A 23,785-nucleotide genomic window follows, 5' to 3' on the forward strand; every position below is an offset into this window, starting at 1 on the left:
GCGGAGCGGGGCAAGCCCCCAGACCCCCGGACGCCCTACGGGCGTGTCCTGAAACGCCGGACGGGCTGGATGGTTGCCGCAACCAAATCCAGCCCCTCCGGCGTTTGAGGAGCGGGGTCTGGGGCGGAGCCCCAGTTCGGGAAGGGGCGGGTCGGGGAAAGCCCCGCGCAGCGGTACCCGCCCCCCGCACCCGCCACGCCGCCCCCCACTCACTCCGCCACGAACGCCGCCCGCAACTCCTCCTTCAGCGACCGCTGAAAAGCCGTCACCAGTGCCTGCACCACCATCGGCTGCATATGCGCCGACAGCGACTTCATCGCCTTCACATGCTCAGGGTCCGACTCGCGCTCCCGGTACGGCCCCCACACCTCGTCCTTGAAGAGGTTCGTCAGCGCGTGCGCGGCCGACCGGGTGTGCTCCAGCAGGATCGTGCGGGCCGCGAGGATCGTCTCGTGGGCTATGGGGACACCGAGGAGCTGTACGCCGAGGGCCAGCAGCCCCGGATCGACGCGGAAGGCGTCGGGGGAGTCCGCGCGCTCCAGGACGTTCATCGCGGCCAGCCGGTCGAGGTCCCCCTCCGACAGGGGACGGCCCGCGCGGCGTTCGAGCTCCGCCCGGGTCGCGTCCTCCGCCGAGTCGGGCGCCCAACTCGCCACCAGCGCGCGGTGGATCGCCAGATCGTGTGCGCTCAGGTCGGGCGGCAACTGCTCCAGGTAGCGCTCGATCGCGGCGAGCGTCATGCCGTGGTGCTGGAGCTCCTCGATGAGCGCGAGCCGGGACAGGTGGGCGGGACCGTACCGGCCCACCCGGCGCGGGCCGATCACGGGCGGCGGCAGCAGACCGCGCGTGCTGTAGAAGCGGACCGTACGCACCGTGACCCCGGCCCGTGCGGCCAGCTCGTCTACCGTGAGCGTCGGCTCCTCGGTGTCCGTCGTCATGACTGCGCCTCGCTTCCCGTGCCACTGCTGTGAACCAACCGCCGTACTGCCATATGGTGCAACAGTATTGCTGTCTCACCAGTGTTGTGAAAGCGTCCGGCCGCTCCACGGCGACAGGCGGCTAACCGCTGGCTAACCGCTGGCTAGCCGTCCTTCCGGCCGAGCCGGGCCTCCAGGCCGTCGAGGACTCGCTGGAGTCCGTAGTCGAAGTTGGCCTCGCGGATCTGCCGCGGGTCCTTGCCGCGCTGGGCGACGTGCCCCTCCCGCAGTCGCGGGTGGTCCCGCGCGGCCTGCTCGGCTGACGGCCGCAGGCTCTCCATCAACTCCCGTTCGTCCTTGCCGCTGCGGGCGATCAGCGACAGGTACGCGGCCTCGCTGGTCGCCATCCCGATGACGTACGCGATGAGCGTGCTCATGGCCTGATCGGTCTCTTCGGGCGGGAAGCCCGCCGCTTCGAAGACGGCGAGCATGCGGTCGGACATCTGCATCACATTCGGCCCGAGATGCACGAGGCCGACCTGTCCGAGCACTGAGGCGACCCAGGGGTGCCGCAGCGCCATCGACCGCAGGCTGTACGCACTCCCGCTGACGGCGGCCCGCCAGCCCTGCGGACCCTCGGCGTCCGGCACCTCCAACTCGCCGTAGACCTCGTCCACCACCAGCTCGATGAGTTCGTCCTTGTTGGCGACATGCCGGTAGAGCGAGGTGGCCCCGGCGCCGAGGCGGGTGCCCAGGCGCCGCATGCTCAGGGCTTCGATTCCCTCGGCGTCGAGCAGTTTCACGGCCTCGGACACGATCTGCTCGCGGCTCAGCTGCTCCCGCTGCCGGCGTGGACGGGTCCACACCGAGGGGATCGGGTTCTCGTCGGTCGGCGACATGCGGCCTCCTCATTGCTCCAAGTGCTTCTCACCCAACACGCTAGCGCACACCGTGCGCAGCTTGCGTACAACGAACGCGGTGCGTACAGTGTTCGCAAGAAGAGCACGTCGTACGCATCGAGGGGGAAGACCATGGAGAACAACGTGAGCTGGGACGTGAAGGGCGACTGGAAGGCCAAGGGCGGCTGGGGGGTCAGGGACTCGGGTGGCCGTCGACTGGCCCTTGACCGCTGGCAGGCGCGGCTCGACGAGCTGTGCGCCGCCCATCACGTTCCGGCCGCGTCCCTGGCCGTGCTCGCCGACGGGAACATCCACGCACTGGCCAGTGGTGTGCTGCACCGGGGGACCGGTGTCGAGGCGACGACCGACTCGGTGTTCCAGCTCGGCTCGATCGCCAAGATCTACACCGCCACGCTCGTGATGCAGCTGGCCGAGTCCGGCGACCTCGACCTGGACGCGCCGGTGGTCGACGTACTGCCGGAGTTCGCCACCGCCGACGCCGAAGCCACCCGGACCATCACGACCCGGCAACTGCTCAGCCACACCAGCGGTCTGACCTGCGACTTCACTCTCGACACCGGTCGCGGTGACGACTGCCTGGCCCGTTATGTCGAAGCCGCCAAGGGGGTGGCGCTGGACTGCCCGCCCGGAACAGCGGTCTCCTACAGCAGCGTCGGGTACAACGTCCTCGGCCGCATCATCGAGGTACTGACCGGCCAGACCTGGGACGAGGCACTGAAGGACCGCCTCATCACCCCGCTCGGGCTCACGGAAACGATGACGCTGCCCGAAGAGGTCTTGCGGTTCCGGGCGGCGATGGGACACCTCGGGGAGCCGGGGCAGGACCCGGACTTGGCGCCGGCGTGGGACCTCATGCCGCGCTCGGCAGGTCCGTACGGCAGGGTCTGCGCCACCGCCACCGACGTGGTCCGGCTGGCCCGGATGCACCTTGACGGCGGTACGGCGCCGGACGGGACCCGCGTCCTTGCGGCCGAGACCGTCGGGGCGATGCAGCGGCGTGAGGTCGACGTCCCCGACAAGTGGACCGTCAGCGCTGACGGCTGGGGCCTCGGCTGGACGCTGTACGACTGGTTCGGTACGCCGGGGTTCGGCCACGACGGCGCGTCGATCGGACAGTACGGCTACCTGCGTGTGGTGCCGGAAGCAGGGGTGGCCGTCGCCCTGCTCACCAACGGCGGCGGCGCGCGTCAGCTCTACGCCGCGCTGCTCAGGGAACTGCTCGACGAGCTGGCCGGAGTGAGGATGCCGGACGCCTTCGCACCGGCCGCTCAGCCGCCCGCGGTCGACATCGCACCACTCACCGGCACGTACACGCGCGAAGGCGTCGTCATCACCGTGAGCGAGCGCGACGGAACACCGCACCTGGTGTACGAATTCGTCGACGGGATGAAGGACTTCTCCCCGCCGCTGGAGATGGACCTGGCCCCGGTGTCGGAAACGGTGTTCGCCGCGTCGGGCGCGGGCCCGTCCTTCAGCGAGGACTGGATGCCCGTCGTGTTCTCCACCCTCCCCGACGGCAACGGCTGCGTGTACGTCGGCATGCGAGCCGCGCCGAAGACGTCGTAAGGCGGACCGACGCACGATCAGCCGATCAGCCGATCGTGCGTCGGTCCCGTGAGGCCTATGGGCCGGCGGGCACGGTGACGGACTGGTCGTGGCGGAAGATGTTGTGCGGGTCCCACAGCTTCTTGGCCCGTTGGAGACGCTCGTAGCTGTTCTTGTAGTACAGCTTGTGCCAGGGCTGGCCCGACGTGTTGTGGTGCTGGACGTCGAGGAGGTCGACGTCCGGGTAGTTGATGTAGCAGCCGTCCGTGTTCGCCGTCCTGGTCGCGGGGAGAGCCGGGTCGACCACCGCCGGCACACCGCCGGTGGGCCGGTACACGTCCTGGTAGAAGTTCCTGATCCAGCGCAGATGCGGCGCGGCGATCCCTGGATCCTTCTCGGCGTCCCGGTAGTCGTAGACGCCGTTCTTGTCGGCGTCCGTGCCCCAGGTCCAGTACACCTGGTACTGGAGTTTCAGGACCGAGGACCGCTGCGGCACGGCCGTGTCCTTCTCTCCCACCTTGTTGATCGCCCCGCCGTAGGAGTCGACCTGCACCAGGGCGTCGGGGTTGCTGTAGTGGGTGTCGGTGAGGTGGCGGTGGATCGCGTCGATCTGGTGGTCGGTGAACCCCTTGGTCATGTACGCCGACTTGTACTTGCCGCAGCGGTTGGGGCCCGATTCGTTGAGGCTCTGCGTTGCCGTGAGCCACGGGAGCCGGGTCGGGATGAACAGCGCGCCCTGGGCGGGATGTTCACCGATCGCCTGGTCCAGTGGCGTCTCCGCGACGTGATACGTGTCTCCCGTCTTGAAATCCTTGGTGATCCAGTCCAGGAAGGCCGCCAGGCGGGCGGCCGAGTCGTCCCTCGTGCCGTCGAGCTGGATGGTCAGACCGACCTTGCCGCTGCTCATGTGGGTGAGCTTCAGCAGAGTGAACATGTCCTGGTACGTGTACGTGCCGAAGGAGGTCGGCAGCTTCCCGCTGTTCTCGTACTCGAAGAACTGCCCGTAGCGGCGGACGAGCGACTTGAACAGCTCGGGGTGTTCGCGAAAGTCCTTCCACTCCCAGGCGACGGACCTGGCAAGCACCTGGGCGGGCGGGTTCGGCAGGTCGCGGAACCAGTAGCGCGTGATGACACCGAAGTTGCCGCCGCCCCCACCGGTGTGCGCCCACCACAGGTCGTGCAGCGCCGCATCGGCAGAGTCCTTGCGCGCCACCGTCTTCTTGGGCTGCTTGCCGTCTGCGACGGTGACCACCTCGACGGCGTACAGGTAGTCCACCGTCAGGCCGAACTGCCGCGACAGCATGCCGTATCCGCCGCCCGAGACGTGGCCGCCGAGCCCGACCGAATAGCAGGAGCCGCCGGGCAGGGCCAGGCCGGTCGACCGGTAGAGCTGGGTGGTGCTGTGCCAGTTCGTCGCGCCCGCCTCGACGCAGAACGCCTTCATCTCCGGGTCGTAATAGACCTGGTTCATCTGGCTCACGTCGATGATGACCCCGACATCCCCGGACGAGACGAAGTTCTCGTAGCAGTGACCGCCCGAGCGCACGGTGATCCGGCGTTTGGAATTGGCGGGGTTCCCGACGAACTTGGCGACTGCCTCCACCACGTCGTCCGCCGTCGTAACCACCACGACGTAGTCGGGTGTGGCGATCCAGCGCTGATTGAACCCCCGGCGCAGAGCGTCATAGCGCGCGTCGCTCGGGCTCACTTCGATCGGATTCGCGGCCACGGCATCCCCCAAAACGCAGATCTCAGATCTGACTCCCAGATGGTCACTCCAAGTTACCGTCGACATTGCTCAGAGTTACGATCTCGTTCGGGTGAATGAGGCGCGGCGGCTTCAGGCGGCGTGGTGGGCCAACGGCGCGTGTGGATCCGGGGCAGCCGGCCGCGGGGCGTGGTCCACGCGGACCGTCGCCCCCGCCAGCCGGTCCACCGCGTGCAACAGCGCGTGCTCCGCCGCCACCGCCACCGCGTGCGCCTGGACCACCGTCAGGCAGGGGTCGACCACCACGGACGTCTCCGCGCGCAGGGTGTGGCCGACCCACCGCATGCGGACGGCGCCCACCGCCTGTACGCCCTCGACATGGGAGAGAGCGTGCTCGGCCTCGTCCACCAGCGCCGGGTCCACCGCGTCCATCAGCCGGTGCCAGACCTCCCGCGCCGCGCCGCGCAGCACCACCACGATCGCGGCCGTGATCAGCAGCCCGATCAGGGGGTCGGCAGTGCGGTCAGGGCGTCGGTGGCGTTGTGGACGGTGTCGCCGAGCAGCGCCACCGAACCGGACAGCGCGGCCACCACGGCCTGGGCGACAGTGGTCGCCGCCAGGACGGCGAAGGAGAACCAGAGGGTCCGCAGCCCCGCCGCAGACCCTTCCAGCGCGGAGTCGATCCGGTCGTGGGAGTGGTGATGATGACGCCCGTGTCCGTGCCCGCCTCCATGCCCGTGCCCGTGTCCGTGACCCGTCATGACCACCACCGTGGCACACCAACTCCCTTGCGGCCACTGCCGAAAAACCACCCACGACCAGGTGCGAACCGCTTGCGATTACGCCGTACGCCCCGCACCCTTCACATGGGTCAGCGCGCGCCGGCCACCACCGGGTAGTGGTCGGACAGATTCGTGTACGTGTACTGCTTGCCCCAGCTGGAGACCGTCCAGGGCGCGCTCCGCTCCTTGATCACCTCGTTCGTCCAGCCCTCGGGCTTGGCGTGCCCGGCGCGGTGCAGGACGTAGTCGAGGTCCTCGCGCGGGTCGTCCGGGTAGCGCTCGGAGGCGATCGAGTTGTCCGCGGTGTCGAAGGAGTACGGGTGACCGGTGCGCGCGTCGGCACCGGTCAGGCCGCCGTCGGCGAGCATCGAGGCGTACTCGGGGCTGTGCGAGTCGACATTGAAGTCGCCCGCCACGATCACCTGCTCGGAGGCGGGGATGTTCTTGCCGTCGAGGAAGGCGTCGATCGCCTTGAACTGCCGGCTGCGCATCTGGGCGGCCTCGCCCGCGCCGCAGCCCGGGTCTGTGGACTGCGCGTGCGTGCCGACGACGTGGACCCTGGCGCCGCTGACGTCCAGTACGGCGTACACGAAGCCCTTGTTGGAGTACCAGTCGGCGCCGCACGCGTCCTTGTAGACGTACTGCTCCTTGCGGACGACCGGCCACTTGCTGAGCACCGTGACCCCGCCGTCCTCGGGAGTCGTGGAGGAGTACGACCCGCCGGTCGCGTCCCAGCCGGTCTTGCCGCGGCCCATGACCGGTGTCTGGTACGGGTACTGCGCCGCGGCGTTGCTCATCAGCGCGTCGGAGGCGCCGTTGTCGAAGGCCTCCTGGAGCACGACGACGTCGTTGCCCTGGAAGAAGGAGGCCGCGGGTATGGCCTTGGCGCGGTGGTCCTGGCCCCAGTTGGGGTAGAGGTTTTTGCTGAAGAGGAAGGCGTTGTACGACAGCACCCTCAGCGACGGCACCTCGGCGGAGGCGGAGGCGGAGGCGGCGGCCGGGGACACCGGGATCACCGGAGCCGCGGAGGCGGACGCGGTGGTCGCGGCGAGTGTGGCGACCGCCAGTACGGTGGCCAGGGCTGCGCCAGGGGTACGGCGGAGCGCGGAGTGCGGCACGGGGACTCCCGTTTCGGGTGGGGGGTAAGGGTCGGCGCGGCACATCCAACCAGCCGGAGTTACCTTCCGGTAGCCATTGGGCGGCGAATGGCTTGCCGGGTGCTCACCATCACCCCAACTCCCGTTGTGGGCCAGGTTGGTGCACCTGTGCGAAAGGGTAGGTCCCGGTCATGAATATGCAGTTGTTGCCGATGAACATAGGCCCCCTCAATCCGGGCGTAGCGGAGCTCGGCTTCGGTCTCGTGACCTTCGCCGCCGTGTTCTGGGTGTGCTCGCGGGTCCTCCTGCCCCGCGTCGAGAAAGTCCTGGCCCAGCGCGAGGCGAGCACCACTGGACGGGAGGCGGAGGCCGAGGAACTGCGCGCCGAGGCGGCCCGGGTCCGCGCGCTGTACGAGTCCGCCCTGGCCGACGCCCGGCACGCGGCTGCGAGGACCCGCCAGCAGGCGCACGAGGAGGGCGTCGCCCTGATCACCGCCGCCCGCGCGGACGGCATGCGCGTACGGGAGCGGATTCTCACCGACGGTGCCGCGGTCATCGCCGCCGAACGGGCCACCGCCGAGGCCGCACTCCGCCCGTACGCCGACGATCTGGCGCGGGAACTGGCCGGCCGGATCCTGGGCGAGCCCGTCCCCGCCCCGGCCGCCGACCACCGGCCGTAACCGGACCTTGCGCATACTGGAGGCATGAAGATCAGTGGGCAGGAGCCCGCACCGCCTCCGCCCGGCGGCGTCCTGTGGACGGTCGCCGGTGATGTGCGGGCGCTGCTCATGCTGCCCGCCGCGCTCACCCTGCAGGTCGCGCGCCCGGCCGTCGGCGCGGGCGTCGACCAGCACTCGGTCTTCCGTACGGACCCGTGGGGACGCGGTGAACGGTCGCTGCGCTCCGTGCAGCTGTGGGTGTACGGGGGAGAGGCGGGCGCCGAGGAGGGCCGCAGGCTCCGGCAGCTCCACAGGACCATCCAGGGCACCGACGCGCTCGGCCGTCCCTACCACGCGCTCGACCCCGCCCACTACTCCTGGGTCCACGCCACCGGTTTCCCCTGCTACCAGCACGCGCTGCGCTATCTCTTCCGGCCGCTCACCGAGGCACAGGAACGGCGGCTGTACGCGGAGTGGCTCCAGGTGGGCCGGATTCTCGGGATCAACGACCGGGACATGCCGCAGACCGTCGAGGAGTTCTGGCCGTACTTCCGCAAGATGCTGGCCGACGAGGTGGAAGCGACCGTGGTGGTGCGGGAACTGATCGCCACCGACAGCCCGGTGCCCGCCCCCGACCGAGGGCCGCTTCCGGTACGTCTGGTCCTGCGTGCCCTGTGGCCGCTTCTGCTGCCGCCACTGGCCCGCTTCAGGGCGTTCCTCACCGTCGGCTACCTGCCGCCGGACGCGCGCGAGGCGCTGGGGCTGGAGTGGAGCGAAGCACAGGAGCGCAGGCTGCGCCGGTTCAGCCGCGTCGTACGCACCCTGGTGCCACTGCTGCCCGAGCGGCTGCGCTATCTGCCCCTGGCGCGCGAGGCCAGGGCGCGGCACCGGAACGAGGTCGCCGGCGGCAACCGAGAGCGCTCTCAGTAATCCACCCGGAGCATGCTCCCCACTGCCCGTGCCCGTCAACAGTTGAACGCGCGGCGGTCTGCCGCGCCTCCAACTCCAGTACACGTCAGATGTATTGACACGTGTGTTTCAGAAGTTTTACGTTCCCTGTCATCTGAGAGCGCTCTCGGACGCCCTTCCCCCACGATTCCGAGGTGCCGTCCATGCCAGCTCCTCCCGTCAGAACCGCGTCCGTCAGAACCGCGTCCGTCAGAACCGCGTCCGCGCTGATCCTTGTCTCCGCCCTGACCGCCGTCGGCCTCGGCTCGGCCGCCGCCCCCGCAGCCGCCGCCACCGTCCCCGTCGGGTCGGGCAGTTACTCCGACGTCCGCCCCGCCGGGACATCGGGCCCCACCACCAACACCGGCACACCCGTCACGCCCAAGCTCACCCCGGCCGCGAAGGACAAGCCGCTGCCCACCAACGACTGGTGGTCCTCCCTGGCCTTCCAGCGGTACGGCGACAACCCGCACTCCACGCCCATGTACGGCCACCCGCTCACCTACCAGGCCACCGCCGCGGGCCTCGAAGTCGGCTACCCGACCACCCCCGCCGTCGTCGGCGACGGCCGCCAGTACGAGTACGCCCACAAGCGCGACCTCACGCTCGGCCTGACCGGCCTCAACTCGCCCGACACCAAGGCCGACGACTGGTCCGACTGGACCGTCACCCCGTACTGGTCCGACGGCGCCCGCACCCTGCGCACCACCATCGGCCACGGCCTGCCCTTCGTGTACGCCAAGGGCTCCGGCGCCGGCGCGCAGATCACCACCGCCGCCGTACCCACCGTCTTCGCCGACCAGGGCAACGTCCTCGGCATCACCGTCGCGGGCCACCACTACGCGCTCTTCGCGCCGGCCGGCAGCGACTGGAACATCGCCGGATCCACCCTCACCGCGGGCCTGGGCACCAAGGACTACTTCTCGCTCGCCGTACTGCCTTCCCCCGGCGCCCTCGCGACGTACAGGAAGTACGCGTACAGCTTCGTCACCGGCTCCAGGGCGAGCTGGAACACCACCGGCGGCACGGTGAAGGCGACGTACACCCTCACCACCGAGGCGAAAGAGGGCAGCGAGAGGGGCACCCTGCAGGCCCTCTACCGCCACCAGTGGCTGCACACCTCCGACCCGCTCACCCCGTACACATACGTCTCACCGCGCGGCACGATGAAGGTCCGCGAGGGCGCCTCCTTCACCACGAGCCAGCGGGCCTCCGGCGTGCTGCCCGCCCTGCCGCAGTCGAGCGGCGTCGACAAGGCCAGGCTCAGGGGCTATCTGAACGAGGCCGCGAACGCCGCCGACCCGTTCTCGGGCGCCACCGACACGTACTGGACCGGCAAGGCGCTGGGCCGCCTCGCCCAGCTCGTACCCGTCGCGGACCAGATCGCTGAGACCGCTGTCCGCGACAAGCTGCTCGGCCTGATGAAGGGCCGCCTCCAGGACTGGTTCACGGCGGGCGGAGCCAACGAATTCTCGTACGACAGGACGTGGAAGACGCTCACCGGCTACCCGGCGTCGTACGGCAGCGACACCGAGCTCAACGACCACCACTTCCACTACAGCTACTACGTCTACGCGGCCGCGATCGTCGCCCAGTACGACCAGGCCTGGGCCGCCGACTCCGCCTGGGGCGGCATGGTCAGGACGCTCGTGCGCGACGCGGCCAACCCCAGCCGCACCGACACCGCCTTCCCCTTCCTGCGCGGCTTCGACGTGTACGCGGGCCACAGCTGGGCGTCGGGTCACCAGGGTTTCGCCGCGGGCAACAACCAGGAGTCCTCCTCGGAGTCCACCAACCTCAGCGCCGGCCTGGTCCTGTGGGGCGCGGCGACCGGTGACACGGCCCTGCGCGACCTCGGCACGTACCTGCTGACCACCGAGTCGGAGGCGATCGCGCAGTACTGGTTCGACGCGGACGAGCAGGTCTTCCCGTCCTCCTTCGGCCACGACACGGTCGGCATGGTGTGGGGGAGCGGCGGGGCGTACGCCACCTGGTGGACGGCCAACCCCGAGGAGATCCACGGCATCAACGTCCTTCCGGTGACCGGCGGTTCACTGCACCTGGGCGGCGAGAAGGCCGCCATCCGGCGCAACCTGGCCGAGATGGAACGCGAGAACGGCGGACCCGCCGTCGAATGGCGCGACATCCTCTGGGAGTTCCAGTCACTGGCCGACCCCGCCGCCGCCAAGGCGAAATGGGACGCGGGCCACGCCGCCTACACCCCCGAGCAGGGCGAGTCCAAGGCGCACACCTACCACTGGATCAGCACCCTCGACACGCTCGGCGCCCCCGACGCGACGGTGAGCGGCGACATCCCGACATCCGCCGTCTTCTCCAAGGGCACGGTACGGACGTACGCCGCCCACAACCACACCTCCACCGCCCGCAGCGTGACCTTCTCCGACGGCGGGAAGCTCACCGTCCCCGCCCGCTCGACCGCGACGGGCACCGGCACCGGAGGCACCGACCCGGACCCCGAACCCCCCACCGGCAACACCTTCCAACTGCGCTCTGGCGGCGTCCTCACGACCACCACAGGGACCACCGCCACCACCGACACCATCGCCTCGGCGGGCGGCGCCAACCACGACGGCACCCCGCACCAGCCGCTGACGTACACGGCCAAGGGCGTCAACGGCACGCTCAAGTCCGGTACGCCGACGGCCTTCCGCCTCCAGGTCGACGCGAGCACGACGGTCGGCCTCGGCCAGCAGGCCCGCGTCAGCTACGACTTGACGGGCGACGGCACGTACGACCGGACGGAGACCTACCAGTACTTCGCGACCGACCCGGTGGCGGGCTGGGAGGAGTACACGCAGGCGCGCGGCCTCAAGTCGGCGACCGGTTCGCCCGGCGACCTCAAGGGCGGCACCGTACGCCTCGAAGTGTGGAGCGCCATCGGCAACGGCACGGCGAAACTCCGCACCGGAACGGGCGATTCGGTCCTGGTGATTCCCTACCAGTGACCGGAACGCACCCCCCACGCGGCGGGCCCCGGCCGCTCAGGCCGAGGCCCGCCGCACCAACTCGGTCGGCATGATCACCGATGCCGGCGCGCCCACGTGCCGGCCGTCGCCGCCCTCGCTCAGGACCCGCGTCAGCAGCCTGACCATCAGCCGCCCCATCCCCTCGATGTCCTGGCGGACCGTGGTCAGCGAAGGCCGCGCCGACTCGGCGACCGTCACCATGTCGTCGAAGCCGACGACCGCGACCTGATCCGGCACCCGCCGCCCCCGCGCCCGCAGGACGCGCAGAGCACCCGCCGCCATCAGGTCGTTCGCGGCGAAGACGGCATCCAGATCCGGCCTGCGCTCCAGCAGCTCCGTCATCGCGCGCGCACCGCTGTCCTCGGTGAAGTCGCCCTGTGCGGTCAGCGCGGGATCGGCGTCGAACAGTACGTCGCGGTAGCCGTCGGCGCGGTCGATGGCGGACGTCTGGTCGCGGGGGCCCGCGATGTGCGCGATACGTTCACGGCCCAGGCCGACGAGATGGCGTACGGCCGTACGGGCTCCGCCCCTGTTGTCGCAGTCGACGTACGGGACCGCCGCCGCCCCGGCGCCGGGACGGCCGCCGAAGACGGCCGGAACCTTGGCGCGGCGGATGAGGGCGGGCAGTCCGTCGTCGTCGTGCAGCGAGAAGGCGAGCGCGCCGTCGACGTGACCGCCCCCGAGGTAGCGGGCGATCCGGTCGTAGTCACCGGGGCCCTCCACCCACAGCAGCACCAACTGTGCGTCGTTGGCGGTCAGTTCTCTGCTGATGCCGCGCACCTGCTGCTCGAAGAAGGGGTCCGAGAAGATCCGGAACTCGGGCTCGGCGATGATCACGGCGACCGCACCGCTCTGCCGGGTGACGAGGGACCTGGCTGCCTGGTTGGGGACGTACCCCAACTCCTCGACCGCTTCCCGCACTTTGTCGGCCAGTGGCTGCCGCACGCCTGCGCCACCGTTGACGACACGGGAGGCCGTGGCGCGGGAGACTCCGGCACGGGCGGCGACGGCTTCGAGGGTGGGGCGGGAACCGGGGGACTGCTCGGGCAAGGGGGGCGCTCCTCGGCGGCTCGGGGGAGAGGGCTGCTGGGACGGACCATATCCGCCGGCCCGCCGCCGTGAGAGCGCTTTCATCCACTCACCCGCAGACGCCGCCCCCCTCACGAGGGGAGCGGCGTACCACCGTCAGTGGTGGTCGTGCTCGTGGACCGTGTTCGTCGCGGCGATCTTCTTCCACGACTTGGGCCGCACGGGCTTCGCGCCTTCACCGGTGCCCTCACCCGCGTCCGAGCGCGCGATCCGGGACCCGGCCGCGGTCGGTGCGTCCGGCTTCGACGGCTCGTACAGCCAGGTGTCGAACAGCCCGGCGAGCGGCTTGCCCGAGACCTTCTCGGCGTACTTCACGAAGTCCCCGACACTCGCGTTGCCGTGGGCGAACGTGGCCGGCCACCCCTTGAGGATCTTGAAGAAGTCCTCGTCACCGACCTCGTTGCGCAGCGCCTGCACGGCCAGCGCGCCCCGGTCGTAGACGGCGACGTGGAACTGGTTGTCCGGCCCCGGGTCGCCGGGCGCGACCGTCCAGAACGGATCGTCGGCCGCGCGTGTCGCGTACACGTAGTCGGCGAGCTCCTGCGCCGTGCCCTCGCCCTCCTTCTCGGACCACAGCCACTGGCTGTAGCGGGCGAAGCCCTCGTTGATCCAGATGTCCTTCCAGCCCTTGACGGCGACGCTGTCGCCGTACCACTGGTGGGCCATCTCATGGACGACGACCGAGATGTTCGCGCCGTTCGCGAACTGCCGCGGGCTGTAGAACGGCCGGGTCTGCGTCTCCAGGGCGTAGCCGCTGGTCACGTTCGGGACGTAACCGCCGAGCGCGTTGAAGGGGTACGGGCCGAAGACCTCGGTCAGGTACTCGGCGACCTCGGCGGTCCGCTCGACGCTGGCGCGCGCGGCCCCCGCGTTGTCACCGAGGTCCTTGCTGTAGGCGTTGAACACCGGCAGTCCGTCGGCGGTCCTGTCCGTCGTGATGTCGAACTTGCCGACCGCGAGCGTGGTGAGATAGCTGGCCTGCGGCTTGTTCGAGCGCCAGTTGTAGCGGGTCCACCCGAGCCTGGAGCTCTGCGACTGGAGTACGCCGTTGCTGATGGCCTGCGTGCCGTCGGGCACCAGCACGGAGACGTCGTATGTCGCCTTGTCCAGCGGGTGGTCGTTGCTGGGGAACCACCAGACGGCCGAGTCGGGTTCCTGGGCGGCGACTCCGCCGTCCGGGGTGCGGTGCCAGGCGGTGTAGCCGCCGACCTTCAGCTCGGACGGCTTCCCGGCGTAACGGACGACGACCGAGAGGGTACGGCCCTTCTCCAGCGGGGCCGCCGGGGTGACGACCAGTTCCTGGTCCCCCTCCTTGACGAACTTCGCCTTCTTCCCGTTGACCCGCACCTCGCTCACCCTCAGGCCGAAGTCGAGGTTGAAACGCGAGAGGTTCTGCCCGGCGGTGGCGAGGATCGTCGCCGTACCCTCCAGCAGGTCGGTCCTTGGCTGGTACTTCAGGCGGAGGTCGTAATGCGAAACGTCGTATCCGCCATTGCCGCTGGCCGGGTAGTAGGGGTCGCCGATGCCCGGTGCACCTGGTCCAAATTGTGCGGCCGATGCCGGGATCGCCAGCAGGAGTGAGGCCGCCAGCACGCCAGGGGCGAGAAGTCTGCGGTGCACGAATGCTCCAAGTGGTCAGTCCGAAGGATCTGTTCGCACCCTATTCAGCCCCCGTGCCACCAGTCATGTCCATGGTCGCTCCTGTCACACCACTGCCATCCGGCCGAAACGAGTCCCGGTCCTGCCCCCTTTTGCGCGGGAGTTGACAGGAGTACTTTCCATGCTCATGCCTATAACTGCGCGGGGATCCCGCTTGAAGTGGCGAAGGCTCGTACCGGTGGCCACGGCTGCCCTGATGGCGGTGGCGCTGACCCCGGCGGGCGCCCAGGGCGCCGCGACCGGCCCCAAGGAGAGCAGACCGGTCTACTCGTACGACAAGGCGATTCGCGAAGCCGTCTGGGTCGACACCAGAATCGACGGTGACGCGGACGGCAGAACCGACCGGGTGGCCGTCGATATCGTCCGCCCCATGGAGCCCGCCCAACGGGGCCGCAAGATCCCCGTCATCATGGACGCCAGCCCGTACTACTCCTGCTGCGGGCGCGGCAACGAGAGCCAGAAGAAGACGTACGACGCGGACGGCGACCCCGTCCAGTTCCCGCTTTATTACGACAACTACTTCGTGCCCCGCGGCTACGCCTTCGTCGCCGTCGACCTCGCCGGGACCAACCGCTCCGACGGCTGTGTGGACGTGGGCGGCCGCTCCGACATCCAGTCCGCCAAGGCGGTCGTCGACTGGCTGAACGGCCGCGGCAAGGCGTACACCAGCCGCACCGGCAGCGAGCGCGCCAAGGCCGGCTGGTCCACCGGCAACACCGCGATGATCGGCAAGAGTTACGACGGCACCATCGCCAACGGCGTCGCGGCGACCGGCGTGGAGGGCCTGAGGACGATCGTCCCCATCGGCGCGATCTCCTCCTGGTACGACTACTACTTCGCCCAGGGCGCCCCCCTCTACGACAGCGGCCCCGAGTGGCTGTCCGACTACGTCGAGAGCCCCGAAGCCCGCACCCGCTGCCAGGACGTGCAGAAGCGTCTGGTCGACGAGGCCCCGCGCAACGGCGACTTCACCCGCCTGTGGGCCGAGCGCGACTACGTACCGGACGCGGACAACGTGAAGGCCAGCATCTTCGCCGTACACGGCATGCAGGACCTCAACGTCCGCGCCAAGCACTTCGGCCAGTGGTGGGACGCCCTCGCCGACGCCGGCGTCGACCGCAAGATCTGGCTGTCGCAGACCGGCCACGTCGACCCGTTCGACTTCCGCCGCGGCCACTGGGTGAAGACGCTGCACCGCTGGTTCGACCATGAACTCCTCGGCTACGACAACGGTATCGACCGGGAGCCGATGGCCGACATCGAGCGCGCTCCCGACCAGTGGTCCACGGACCAGGTCTGGCCGCCCCGCTCCACCGACGCCACCAGCCTGCGGCCCGGCAAGGGCTCCGCACCCGGCGTCGGCACTCTCTCCCTGAAGCGCGCCGCGCCCGGCGCCACGGAGACCTTCACCGACGACCCCAGGCTCAGCGAGAGCGACTGGGCCGCCCGGATCGACGAATCCACCCCCTCCAAGGCCGGGTTCACCACCAAGCCGCTCACCCGCGACCTGCGCCTGTCCGGCTCCTCCAAGGTGACGATCACCGCCACACCCTCCACCTCCACCGCGCACCTCTCCGCGGTCCTTGTCGACCTCGGCCCCGACACGATCCGCGACTACACCGCCTCCGGCGAAGGCATCACCACACTCACCCACCGCACCTGCTGGGGCCCGAGCACCACCGGTGACAGCTCCTGCTTCAAGGAGACGAAGGCCCGTACCGCGAACGTCGACTACACCGTCTTCAGCCGTGGCTGGGCCGACCTCGGCACCTACGCCGACGCCCGCAAGGGCCGCCCGCTCACACCGGGCAAGCGGTACACGATCACCCTGGACCTCCACGCCTCCGACCACGTCGTCCCCGCCGGGCACCGCCTCGCGCTGATCGTCGGCGGCACCGACGCGGGCCTCATCGACCCGCCCTCGACCACCCCGACCCTCGGCATCGACCTCTCCCGTACGGTCGCGGAGCTGCCGGTCGTCGGCGGCGCGAAGGCATACGCCCGCGCCACCGCCGGCTCGCGCGTCTCCACCCCGTCGGGCGCCCGCCTCGACGGGGTGGCCGAGCCGCGCGCCGTCCGCCCGATTCCGGGAGCCACCCGATGATGCACACCCGTATCCGGCCGCTCATCATCGGCGCCGCCGCAGCGGCCCTCATCGCACCACTGGCCACCACGACTGCCCAGGCGTCCCCGGCCCCGCCCCGTACCGGCTTCGAGGCGACCGACGGCGCCCGCTGGACGACCCAGCCCGAGGAACAGAGCTTCCTGACCACGGTCGACCGCGCCACCCGCCGCGTCACGATGTCCACGATCGGCACCACCGACCAGGGCCGCCCGCTCCAACTCGTACGCATAGCGGCCCAACGGCACACCACCAACACGATGCTGCTGATCTGCTCCCAGCACGGCGACGAACCGTCAGGACGAGAAGCCTGCCTGACGACCGTCCGGGACCTCGCCTACGCCAAGGACAAGCAGACGCTCGACTTCCTCGCCCGCACCACGGTCCTCGTCATCCCCACCGCCAACCCCGACGGCCGCGCGGCGAACACCCGCACCAACTCCGACAACGTCGACATCAACCGCGACCACATCGCCCTCAAAACAGCCGAGGCCCGGGCGATGGCCGCCGTCATCCGTGACCACAGGCCCGACATCGTCTACGACCTGCACGAGTACGGCGCCACCCCGCCGTACTACGACAAGGACCTGCTGGCCCTCTGGCCCCGCAACCCGAACACGCACCACCAGGTGCACGCGGAGGCCCACACCCTGTCCGAGAGCTATGTACGCCCCCACGCCGAGGACGCCGGCTTCAGCAGCGGCATCTACGGCATCTGGACGGACCCCGTGACGGGCGACCCGGTCAAACAGGTGGCGGGCGACGGCCAGGAGCGCATCCTGCGCAACACGGCCGGAATCAAGCACTCGGCAGGCCTCCTGGTGGAGACCCGCGTAGACGCTCTCACCGAGCAGGAAAAGAAAAGCCCCGCCCTCAACAAGAAGCGCCGCGTGGACACCCAACTGGCATCGTTGACCGGGGCGTTGGCCTTCGCGGACGAGCGCCGCGAACGTATCAGGGCCGCCACCGCCCGCGCACGCCTGGAGGGCTTCGCGGACCGTGGCCCGGTCTACCTGGGCGGCGCCGACAACGACCCGGCCACCCCTGCGGAGACCATCCAGAATCCCCCCTGCGGCTACCACCTCTCCCCGGCGCAGTACGCGGAAGTGGGAGACGAACTGGCACTGCACGGCGTCGTCTCGCACCGGAACTCCAAGGGCGCGTACGTACCGCTGCGCCAGTCCCAGCGAAACCTCGCCGTCCTCCTGCTCGACGACCGTGCGGCGTACCACCTCACGACCGGGAGGCCCGACACCACCTGTTAGACAGTTGTGACGTGCAACACATGTGGTAGGGGGTACGGGAGAGCGAAATCAGGCTCGTGATTCCCGAAAGGTGCCGCTTGTGTCGCACGAACAGAAACCGGCTCAACGGCTTCGGCTGCCGGTGAGGGCGGCTCTTCCGGGCCGCCACCCGCACGAGGACGAGACGCCCCGGACCGACCGGGTGGTGTTCGGCGTGACGGCCGTTCTCACTCTCGCGTTCGTGATCTGGGGCATCGTCTTCACCAAGACGCTGGAGACCGTCTCCGACAAGATGCTGAGCGGCCTGATCCACAACGGCGGCTGGGCCTTTGTCCTGGCCGCCTCCGGATTCGTCGTCTTCGCTCTCTGGCTCGCCGTCAGCCGTTACGGCAGGATCCAGCTCGGCCAGGAACACGAAGAACCCGAATTCCGCACCGTCTCCTGGGTCGCGATGATGTTCAGCGCCGGTATGGGCATCGGCCTGATGTTCTACGGCGTGAGCGAGCCGCTCGCGCACTACGTCACCCCGCCGCCCGGCACCGATCCCGCCGACTCGGCGGACGCCATGCAGACGGCCCTGGCCACCACGCTCTTCCACTGGACCCTCCACCCCTGGGCGATCTACGCGGTGGTGGGCCTGGCCATCGCGTACAGCACGTTCCGGCGCCGCAGGCGGCAGACCATCAGCGCCGTCTTCGTGCCGCTGATCGGCCAGAAGCGCGCCGACGGCACCCCCGGCCGGGTGATCGACATCCTCGCGATCTTCGCCACCCTCTTCGGCTCCGCCACCTCCCTCGGCCTGGGCGCCCTGCAGATCGGCAGCGGATTCCGGGAACTGGGCTGGATGGAGAAAGCAGGCACCGGACTGCTGATCTCCATTATCGGAGTCCTCACGGCCGCCTTCGTCTTCTCCGCCGTCTCCGGCGTCGAGAAGGGCATTCAGTGGCTGTCCAACACCAACATGGTCCTGGCCGTGATCCTCGCGGTCTTCGTCTTCATCGCGGGCCCGACCATCATCGTCCTCGACCTCCTCCCCACCTCCCTCGCCGCCTACATCGACGAACTCCCGCAGCTTGCAGGCCGTACCGAGGCGGCGACCGGTGGCGGCGACGTGGCCGACTGGCTGAGCAGCTGGACGGTCTTCTACTGGGCCTGGTGGATTTCCTGGACGCCCTTCGTCGGCATGTTCATCGCCCGCATCAGCCGCGGCCGTACAATCCGTCAGTTCGTGGGCGGCGTCATCCTCGTCCCCAGCAGCGTCAGCCTGGTCTGGTTCGCCGTCTTCGGCGGTACGGCGATGAAACTCCAGGAGCGCGACCAGCTCGGAGACGCGACGACACCCGAGGGCCAGCTCTTCGGCGTACTCCAGCAGTTCCCCATCGCGGGCGTCATGAGCCTCCTGGTCATGATCCTGGTCGGCATCTTCTTCATCTCAGGGGCGGACGCCGCGTCGATCGTGATGGGCACGCTCTCCCAGCGGGGCACCTTCGAACCGGCCCGGTTCGTCGTCATCTTCTGGGGCGTGGTGACCGGCGCGGTGGCGGCGGTCATGCTGCTCGTGGGCGACGGCAAGGGGGACGCGCTGGCCGGCCTCCAGAACCTCACCATCCTCGTAGCGGCACCTTTCGTACTCGTCATGGTGGGCATGTGCCTGGCCCTCATGCGCGACCTGCGCCAGGACCCGCTGATCGTCCGCGGAGAGATCGCCGAAGAGGCGGTCGAAAGCGCGGTGATCGCGGGCCACGAGAAGTACGCCGGCGAATTCGAGATCCGCATCGGCCCGGGCACCTCGGAGGACAAGAAGAACCCCTGACAGGACGAGCCCGGCACCGTCTCACCCTCCGAGGTGCCGGGCGGGGACGTGCCGGGGCGCTCCCCGCAGGGTGCCGAACGCAACCCCCGCGAACGAACCACACCTACCCGAACGTTCGGCACCCGAGGAGACGCCCCGGCGCGGCAGCGCCCCCCGCGCGCTGGGCTCACCCGCGCCGCCCCCGGCCCGCCGACACCGCCCCCGGCGCTCGTTTACGCCCGCCGCCCCTGGCCCCTCACCCCCACCCCCCGCCCCTCAACCCCCCACCAGCCGCGCCGCGTCCCGCGCGCAGCCCCACGCGACCGTGACCCCCGCCCCGCCGTGCCCGTAGTTGTGCACGCACAGCCCGCCGGACGGCAGCCGCTCGGCCTCCAGCCGTACGCCTCCGTCGCGCGCGGGCCGCAGCCCGACCCGGTGCTCAAGCACCTTCGCCACCGCCACCTCCGGCCGAACGCGCGCGCACCGCTCCACGATCGCCCGTGCGACCGCCGGATCGGGCTCCTGCCCCCACTGGTCCTCCTGGGCGGTCCCGCCGAGGACCAGCCCGTACGGCTGAGGAAACAGATAAACCGAATCCGCGCCACCCGTCGCACCCACGAACCACTCCTCCACCCCAGGGTTCTCAACGACGACCAACTGCCCCCGCATCGGCCGCACTCCACCATCGGGCACCAGCTCCCGCGCCCCCATCCCGGTGCAGTTGACGACGGTGTGCCCGGACGACGGCGCCGCCTCCGCCAGCCGCGTCACGCCGCGCAGCTCCACCACACCTCCCGCCGCCTCCAGCCTGCGCCGCAGGTACCGAAGATGCGCCGGCATGTCGATCAGCGGCAGGACAGCGCGCAACCCGTCCGAACCGTCGGTCAACCCCGCCACTCCCGAACCCCACGCCCCGAGCCCGGCCAGCGTGGTGCCCGCCATGACCCCGGCCACGAGCCGCACACCCGTGTCCTCGGGCGTACGGGCCAGCTCCTCGTAAACCCGCAGCGAGTCCAGTGACCAGTCGCCCACCAGTTCCTCCGGTTCGACGCGGTACGGCCACCACAGCGCGCCCGCCACCGCGGAGCAGGTCCGTTCCGCCGACTCCCTGCTCCACACCCGCACCGACCAGCCACTCTCCGCGAGGACGACAGCGGTGGCCAGCCCCGCCACCCCGCCGCCCACCACTACCACTTCACCGCTCATGACCGGACGCTAACGGAATCCGCGCTGCCGTGCTCACATCACGTCATAGCTGGGGATACTCAGGACATGTCTGCCGACTACGCGACTTTCGGGCTGGCTCCGGCCATGCGGGCCGGTGGTGTTCTCATCAACGGGGACTACCAAGTGCACCGCGACTTCATGGACTTCCTCATCGACGGCCACCCGCTGCTCCACCAGCTCTCCGACCTCGACGCGGTGTCCCCGCTGGCCGCCGACGTACCGCCCGCCATTTTCACGGCCCAGGTACGCAGCCTGCTGCTGGAAGCGGACGCGCCCCTCCCGGCAGGCCGGTACGTCATCTACGGCTGCCCCGAGTGCGAAGGCCTGGAGTGCGGCGCGGTGACCGCCGTGATCGAGCGGGCGGGGGACGACTTCGTCTGGCGGGACTTCGCCTGGCAGACGGACGAGACGGCGGACCTGGACCTGAACGGCTACCACGGGATAGGCCCCTTCCGCTTCCGCGGCCAGGAGTACCGCACGGCACTGGAGGAGCTGCTCGCGGCCGGCGACGAGGAGCCGCCGCCCCGCCGCCGCGTCCTGCTGATCGGCGCGCGCGTCGACGTACTGGCGAAACTGGCCGCCGCCCTGCGCACGATCAACATCGGCGCGGACATCACCAGCGACGCGGCCGACGTCCCGCCCGACGAGCTGCGGGCGTACGGAGCGGTGGCCTTCGGCCGCGCGGTCGACGAGCACACGCGCGCCACCACGCGGGCCGCGTTCGAACGAGCGGGCGCCGATGTCGCCTACGTCGACGGCCTGGCCCCGATCGTCCCTCTCCTCGTGGCCCAACTGGAGGCTGCCCTGGACCGCAGCCCACCGGAGCGGCGCCGCCTCGCGCGGCTGGTGGCGGTGGAGGGTGAGGCGGGGGTCGAGGTGACGTCGACCTGCCGGGTACAGCTGATCGCGTACCGCCTGGACCGGCTGTACCGGACGCACACCCACGAGGTCTTCTGCGACGTACTGGAACCGGGCAATCACCGGATCCCGCTGGACCCCCGGGCGACGAAGGGCCAGTCGTTCATCGTGGCCCGCACCACGGGAGCGGTACTGGTGACCCGAATGATCCACTGACAGCCACGCACCCAGGCGGCCGGGTCCGCCGCGCACCCACGCGGTCGGGTCCGCAACCCCCCACCCGCACAGCTGCCGCTCGGCCCGTGCCGCGCGCTCGGTAGGATCGTGGCCTGATGACTGCCACTCTCGTCGCCAAAGATCTCGCCGCAGGCCACGGCGACCGCACCCTCTTCTGCGGGCTCGACCTCGTAGTCGCCCCCGGCGACGTGATCGGCCTCGTCGGCGTGAACGGCGCGGGCAAGTCCACACTGCTGCGCCTCCTCGCCGGGCTCGAAACCCCCGAGGAGGGCGAGCTGCGGCTCTCGCCGCCCACCGCCACCGTGGGACATCTCCCGCAGGAGCCCGAGCGCCGCGAAGGCGAGACGGTACGGGCCTTCCTGGCCCGGCGTACCGGAGTGGCGGCCGCTCAGAGCGCCCTCGACGAGGCCACCCAGGCGCTCGTCGACGAGACCCCCGGCGCGGACGACGCGTACTCGGACAGCCTCGACCGCTGGCTCGACCTGGGCGGCGCGGACCTGGACGAGCGCGCCGAGGAGGTCGCCGCCTCCCTCGGCCTGACCGTCGGCCTCGACCAGCCGATGACCGCCCTCTCCGGCGGCCAGGCCGCCCGAGCGGGCCTCGCCTCACTCCTGCTGTCCCGGTACGACGTATTCCTCCTCGACGAGCCCACGAACGACCTGGACCTGGACGGCCTGGAGCGCCTGGAGCGCTTCGTCTCGGGCCTGCGGGCCGGCACGGTCGTCATCAGCCACGACCGGGAGTTCCTCACCCGCACCGTCACCAAGGTCCTGGAGCTGGACCTCGCACAGCAGCAGATCAAGCTCTACGGCGGCGGTTACGCCGCGTACCTGGAGGAGCGCGAGACCGCGCGCCGCCATGCTCGCGAGGACTTCGACGAGTACGCCGACAAGAAGGCCGCGCTCGAAGGCCGGGCCCAGATGCAGCGCGGCTGGATGGACAAGGGCGTCAGGAACGCCCGCCGCAAGGCCACCGACAGCGACAAGCTCGGCCGCAACCTCCGCAGTGAGGCGAGCGAGAAGCAGGCCGCCAAGGCACGGCAGACGCAGCGCATGATCGAACGCCTCGACATCGTCGAAGAGCCCCGCAAGGAGTGGGAGCTGCGCATGGAGATCGCGGCGGCCCCGCGCTCCGGCGCGGTGGTGGCCACCCTGCGCGACGCGACGGTTCAGCGCGGCGACTTCGGCTTCGGCCCGGCGACGCTCCAGATCGACTGGGCCGACCGCGTCGCGATCACCGGAGCCAACGGCGCGGGCAAGTCCACGCTGCTGGCCGCCCTCCTCGGCCGCCTCCCGCTGGACGAGGGCCACGCGGCGCTCGGCCCCGGCGTGGTCGTCGGCGAGGTCGACCAGGCGCGCGGCCTGTTCTACGGCTCGGAGTCGCTCCTCGACGCCTTCTGCGCGGCTGTTCCCGACACGGAACCGGCGGAAGTACGCACCCTCCTGGCCAAGTTCGGCCTGCGCGCCGACCACGTACTGCGCCCCGCCACCACGCTCTCCCCGGGGGAGCGGACCCGGGCCGCGCTCGCGCTGCTCCAGGGCAGGGGCGTGAACCTGCTCGTCCTCGACGAGCCGACGAACCACCTGGACCTGACGGCGATCGAGCAGTTGGAGTCCGCACTGGACTCGTACGAGGGCACGCTGCTGCTGGTCACGCACGACCGCCGGATGCTGGACGCGGTCCGTACGACCCGCCGCGTCGAGGTAGCGGACGGCAAGGTCACCGAACTCTGACACGAGCGGCGCCAACCGCAGCACGCAGCCGACCCACGACTTCGAGACCGACGGGGTCCGAGCCCGGCCCCGCGCGGACGCGAGGCAAGCCACGGCTCCCTCGCCGACGTGGGGCGGGCCACGGCTTCCGCGCCGACGTGGGGCAAGCCAGGGCTCTCACGCCGACGCGGGGCAAGCCCGCGGGGCGCGCCCAGGCGTGGGGCAAGGCCACGGCTCTCGCGCCGTCGCGGGGCAAGCCACGGCTCCGACGCCTGCGTGGCA

At 70.3% G+C, this 23,785-nt stretch carries 16 protein-coding genes and 1 pseudogene; 9 read left to right on the forward strand and 8 right to left on the reverse strand.

The genetic code is table 11. The features are described from left to right. Window positions 1-209: 209 nt before the first annotated feature. A complete protein-coding gene (locus tag G412_RS0131695; protein WP_028815546.1) occupies window positions 210-938 on the reverse strand; it encodes a MerR family transcriptional regulator in 729 nt (242 codons plus the stop codon). A gap of 143 nt (window positions 939-1,081) precedes the next feature. Then, window positions 1,082-1,816, reverse strand: coding sequence for a TetR/AcrR family transcriptional regulator (locus G412_RS0131700; protein WP_028815547.1), 735 nt, complete (start codon window positions 1,814-1,816; stop codon window positions 1,082-1,084). A gap of 132 nt (window positions 1,817-1,948) precedes the next feature. Here G412_RS0131700 and G412_RS0131705 point away from each other — a divergent pair, with 132 nt between their 5' ends. Next, a complete protein-coding gene (locus G412_RS0131705) occupies window positions 1,949-3,403 on the forward strand; it encodes a serine hydrolase domain-containing protein (RefSeq protein ID WP_028815548.1) in 1,455 nt (484 codons plus the stop codon). Window positions 3,404-3,458: 55 nt separating this feature from the next. Here G412_RS0131705 and G412_RS0131710 read toward each other — a convergent pair whose 3' ends face one another. The 3 genes and pseudogenes from G412_RS0131710 to sph form a co-directional block, all read right to left on the reverse strand. Next, window positions 3,459-5,111, reverse strand: coding sequence for an FAD-binding oxidoreductase (locus G412_RS0131710; RefSeq protein WP_028815549.1), 1,653 nt, complete (start codon window positions 5,109-5,111; stop codon window positions 3,459-3,461). A gap of 111 nt (window positions 5,112-5,222) precedes the next feature. Further along, a pseudogene (locus tag G412_RS38830) lies at window positions 5,223-5,851 on the reverse strand (cation transporter dimerization domain-containing protein). Between the two features lie 110 nt (window positions 5,852-5,961). Beyond that, complete coding sequence (gene sph / locus G412_RS0131725; RefSeq protein ID WP_028815552.1) at window positions 5,962-6,990, reverse strand: sphingomyelin phosphodiesterase; 1,029 nt, start codon at window positions 6,988-6,990, stop codon at window positions 5,962-5,964. Window positions 6,991-7,181: 191 nt separating this feature from the next. On the opposite strand from sph, the gene G412_RS0131730 reads away from it, so the two are divergent. From G412_RS0131730 to G412_RS0131740, 3 genes are all read left to right on the forward strand, one after another. Beyond that, a complete protein-coding gene (locus tag G412_RS0131730; RefSeq protein ID WP_244283345.1) occupies window positions 7,182-7,649 on the forward strand; it encodes a F0F1 ATP synthase subunit B family protein in 468 nt (155 codons plus the stop codon). Window positions 7,650-7,673: 24 nt separating this feature from the next. After that, window positions 7,674-8,558: an oxygenase MpaB family protein gene (locus tag G412_RS0131735; RefSeq protein WP_028815554.1), complete on the forward strand. Its 885-nt coding sequence runs from the start codon at window positions 7,674-7,676 to the stop codon at window positions 8,556-8,558. A 182-nt stretch (window positions 8,559-8,740) separates the two neighbouring features. Continuing rightward, a complete protein-coding gene (locus G412_RS0131740) occupies window positions 8,741-11,542 on the forward strand; it encodes a glycosyl hydrolase (RefSeq protein WP_028815555.1) in 2,802 nt (933 codons plus the stop codon). A 36-nt stretch (window positions 11,543-11,578) separates the two neighbouring features. Here G412_RS0131740 and G412_RS0131745 read toward each other — a convergent pair whose 3' ends face one another. Next, on the reverse strand, window positions 11,579-12,613 hold the full coding sequence (locus G412_RS0131745; RefSeq protein ID WP_028815556.1) for a LacI family DNA-binding transcriptional regulator: 1,035 nt from the start codon (window positions 12,611-12,613) through the stop codon (window positions 11,579-11,581). 135 nt (window positions 12,614-12,748) lie between these two features. After that, on the reverse strand, window positions 12,749-14,272 hold the full coding sequence (locus tag G412_RS0131750; RefSeq protein WP_028815557.1) for a M1 family metallopeptidase: 1,524 nt from the start codon (window positions 14,270-14,272) through the stop codon (window positions 12,749-12,751). A 166-nt stretch (window positions 14,273-14,438) separates the two neighbouring features. On the opposite strand from G412_RS0131750, the gene G412_RS0131755 reads away from it, so the two are divergent. The 3 genes from G412_RS0131755 (at window position 14,439) to G412_RS0131765 (ending at window position 19,490) form a co-directional block, all read left to right on the forward strand. Further along, the gene (locus G412_RS0131755) at window positions 14,439-16,415 is read left to right on the forward strand and encodes a Xaa-Pro dipeptidyl-peptidase (RefSeq protein WP_028815558.1); all 1,977 of its coding nucleotides are present in this window, start codon (window positions 14,439-14,441) and stop codon (window positions 16,413-16,415) included. Beyond that, on the forward strand, window positions 16,415-17,698 hold the full coding sequence (locus tag G412_RS0131760) for a M14 family metallopeptidase (RefSeq protein ID WP_028815559.1): 1,284 nt from the start codon (window positions 16,415-16,417) through the stop codon (window positions 17,696-17,698). Before G412_RS0131755 ends, G412_RS0131760 begins: the two co-directional genes overlap by 1 nt. 70 nt (window positions 17,699-17,768) lie before the next feature. Next, on the forward strand, window positions 17,769-19,490 hold the full coding sequence (locus tag G412_RS0131765) for a BCCT family transporter (protein ID WP_425274529.1): 1,722 nt from the start codon (window positions 17,769-17,771) through the stop codon (window positions 19,488-19,490). Window positions 19,491-19,745: 255 nt separating this feature from the next. On the opposite strand, the gene G412_RS0131770 is transcribed toward G412_RS0131765, so the two are convergent. Continuing rightward, entirely contained in the window at window positions 19,746-20,675 is a 930-nt protein-coding gene (locus G412_RS0131770; RefSeq protein WP_028815561.1) for an FAD-dependent oxidoreductase, read from the reverse strand. 66 nt (window positions 20,676-20,741) lie between these two features. Between G412_RS0131770 and G412_RS0131775 the strand changes: the two genes are divergently transcribed. Then, entirely contained in the window at window positions 20,742-21,770 is a 1,029-nt protein-coding gene (locus G412_RS0131775) for a hypothetical protein (protein ID WP_028815562.1), read from the forward strand. Between the two features lie 116 nt (window positions 21,771-21,886). Next, window positions 21,887-23,524 carry an ABC-F family ATP-binding cassette domain-containing protein gene (locus tag G412_RS0131780; RefSeq protein ID WP_028815563.1) on the forward strand — a complete coding sequence of 546 codons (1,638 nt, stop codon included), beginning with the start codon at window positions 21,887-21,889 and terminating at the stop codon, window positions 23,522-23,524. Window positions 23,525-23,785: the final 261 nt, after the last annotated feature.

Source organism: Streptomyces flavidovirens DSM 40150 (assembly GCF_000429085.1).
Lineage (GTDB): Bacteria > Actinomycetota > Actinomycetes > Streptomycetales > Streptomycetaceae > Streptomyces > Streptomyces flavidovirens.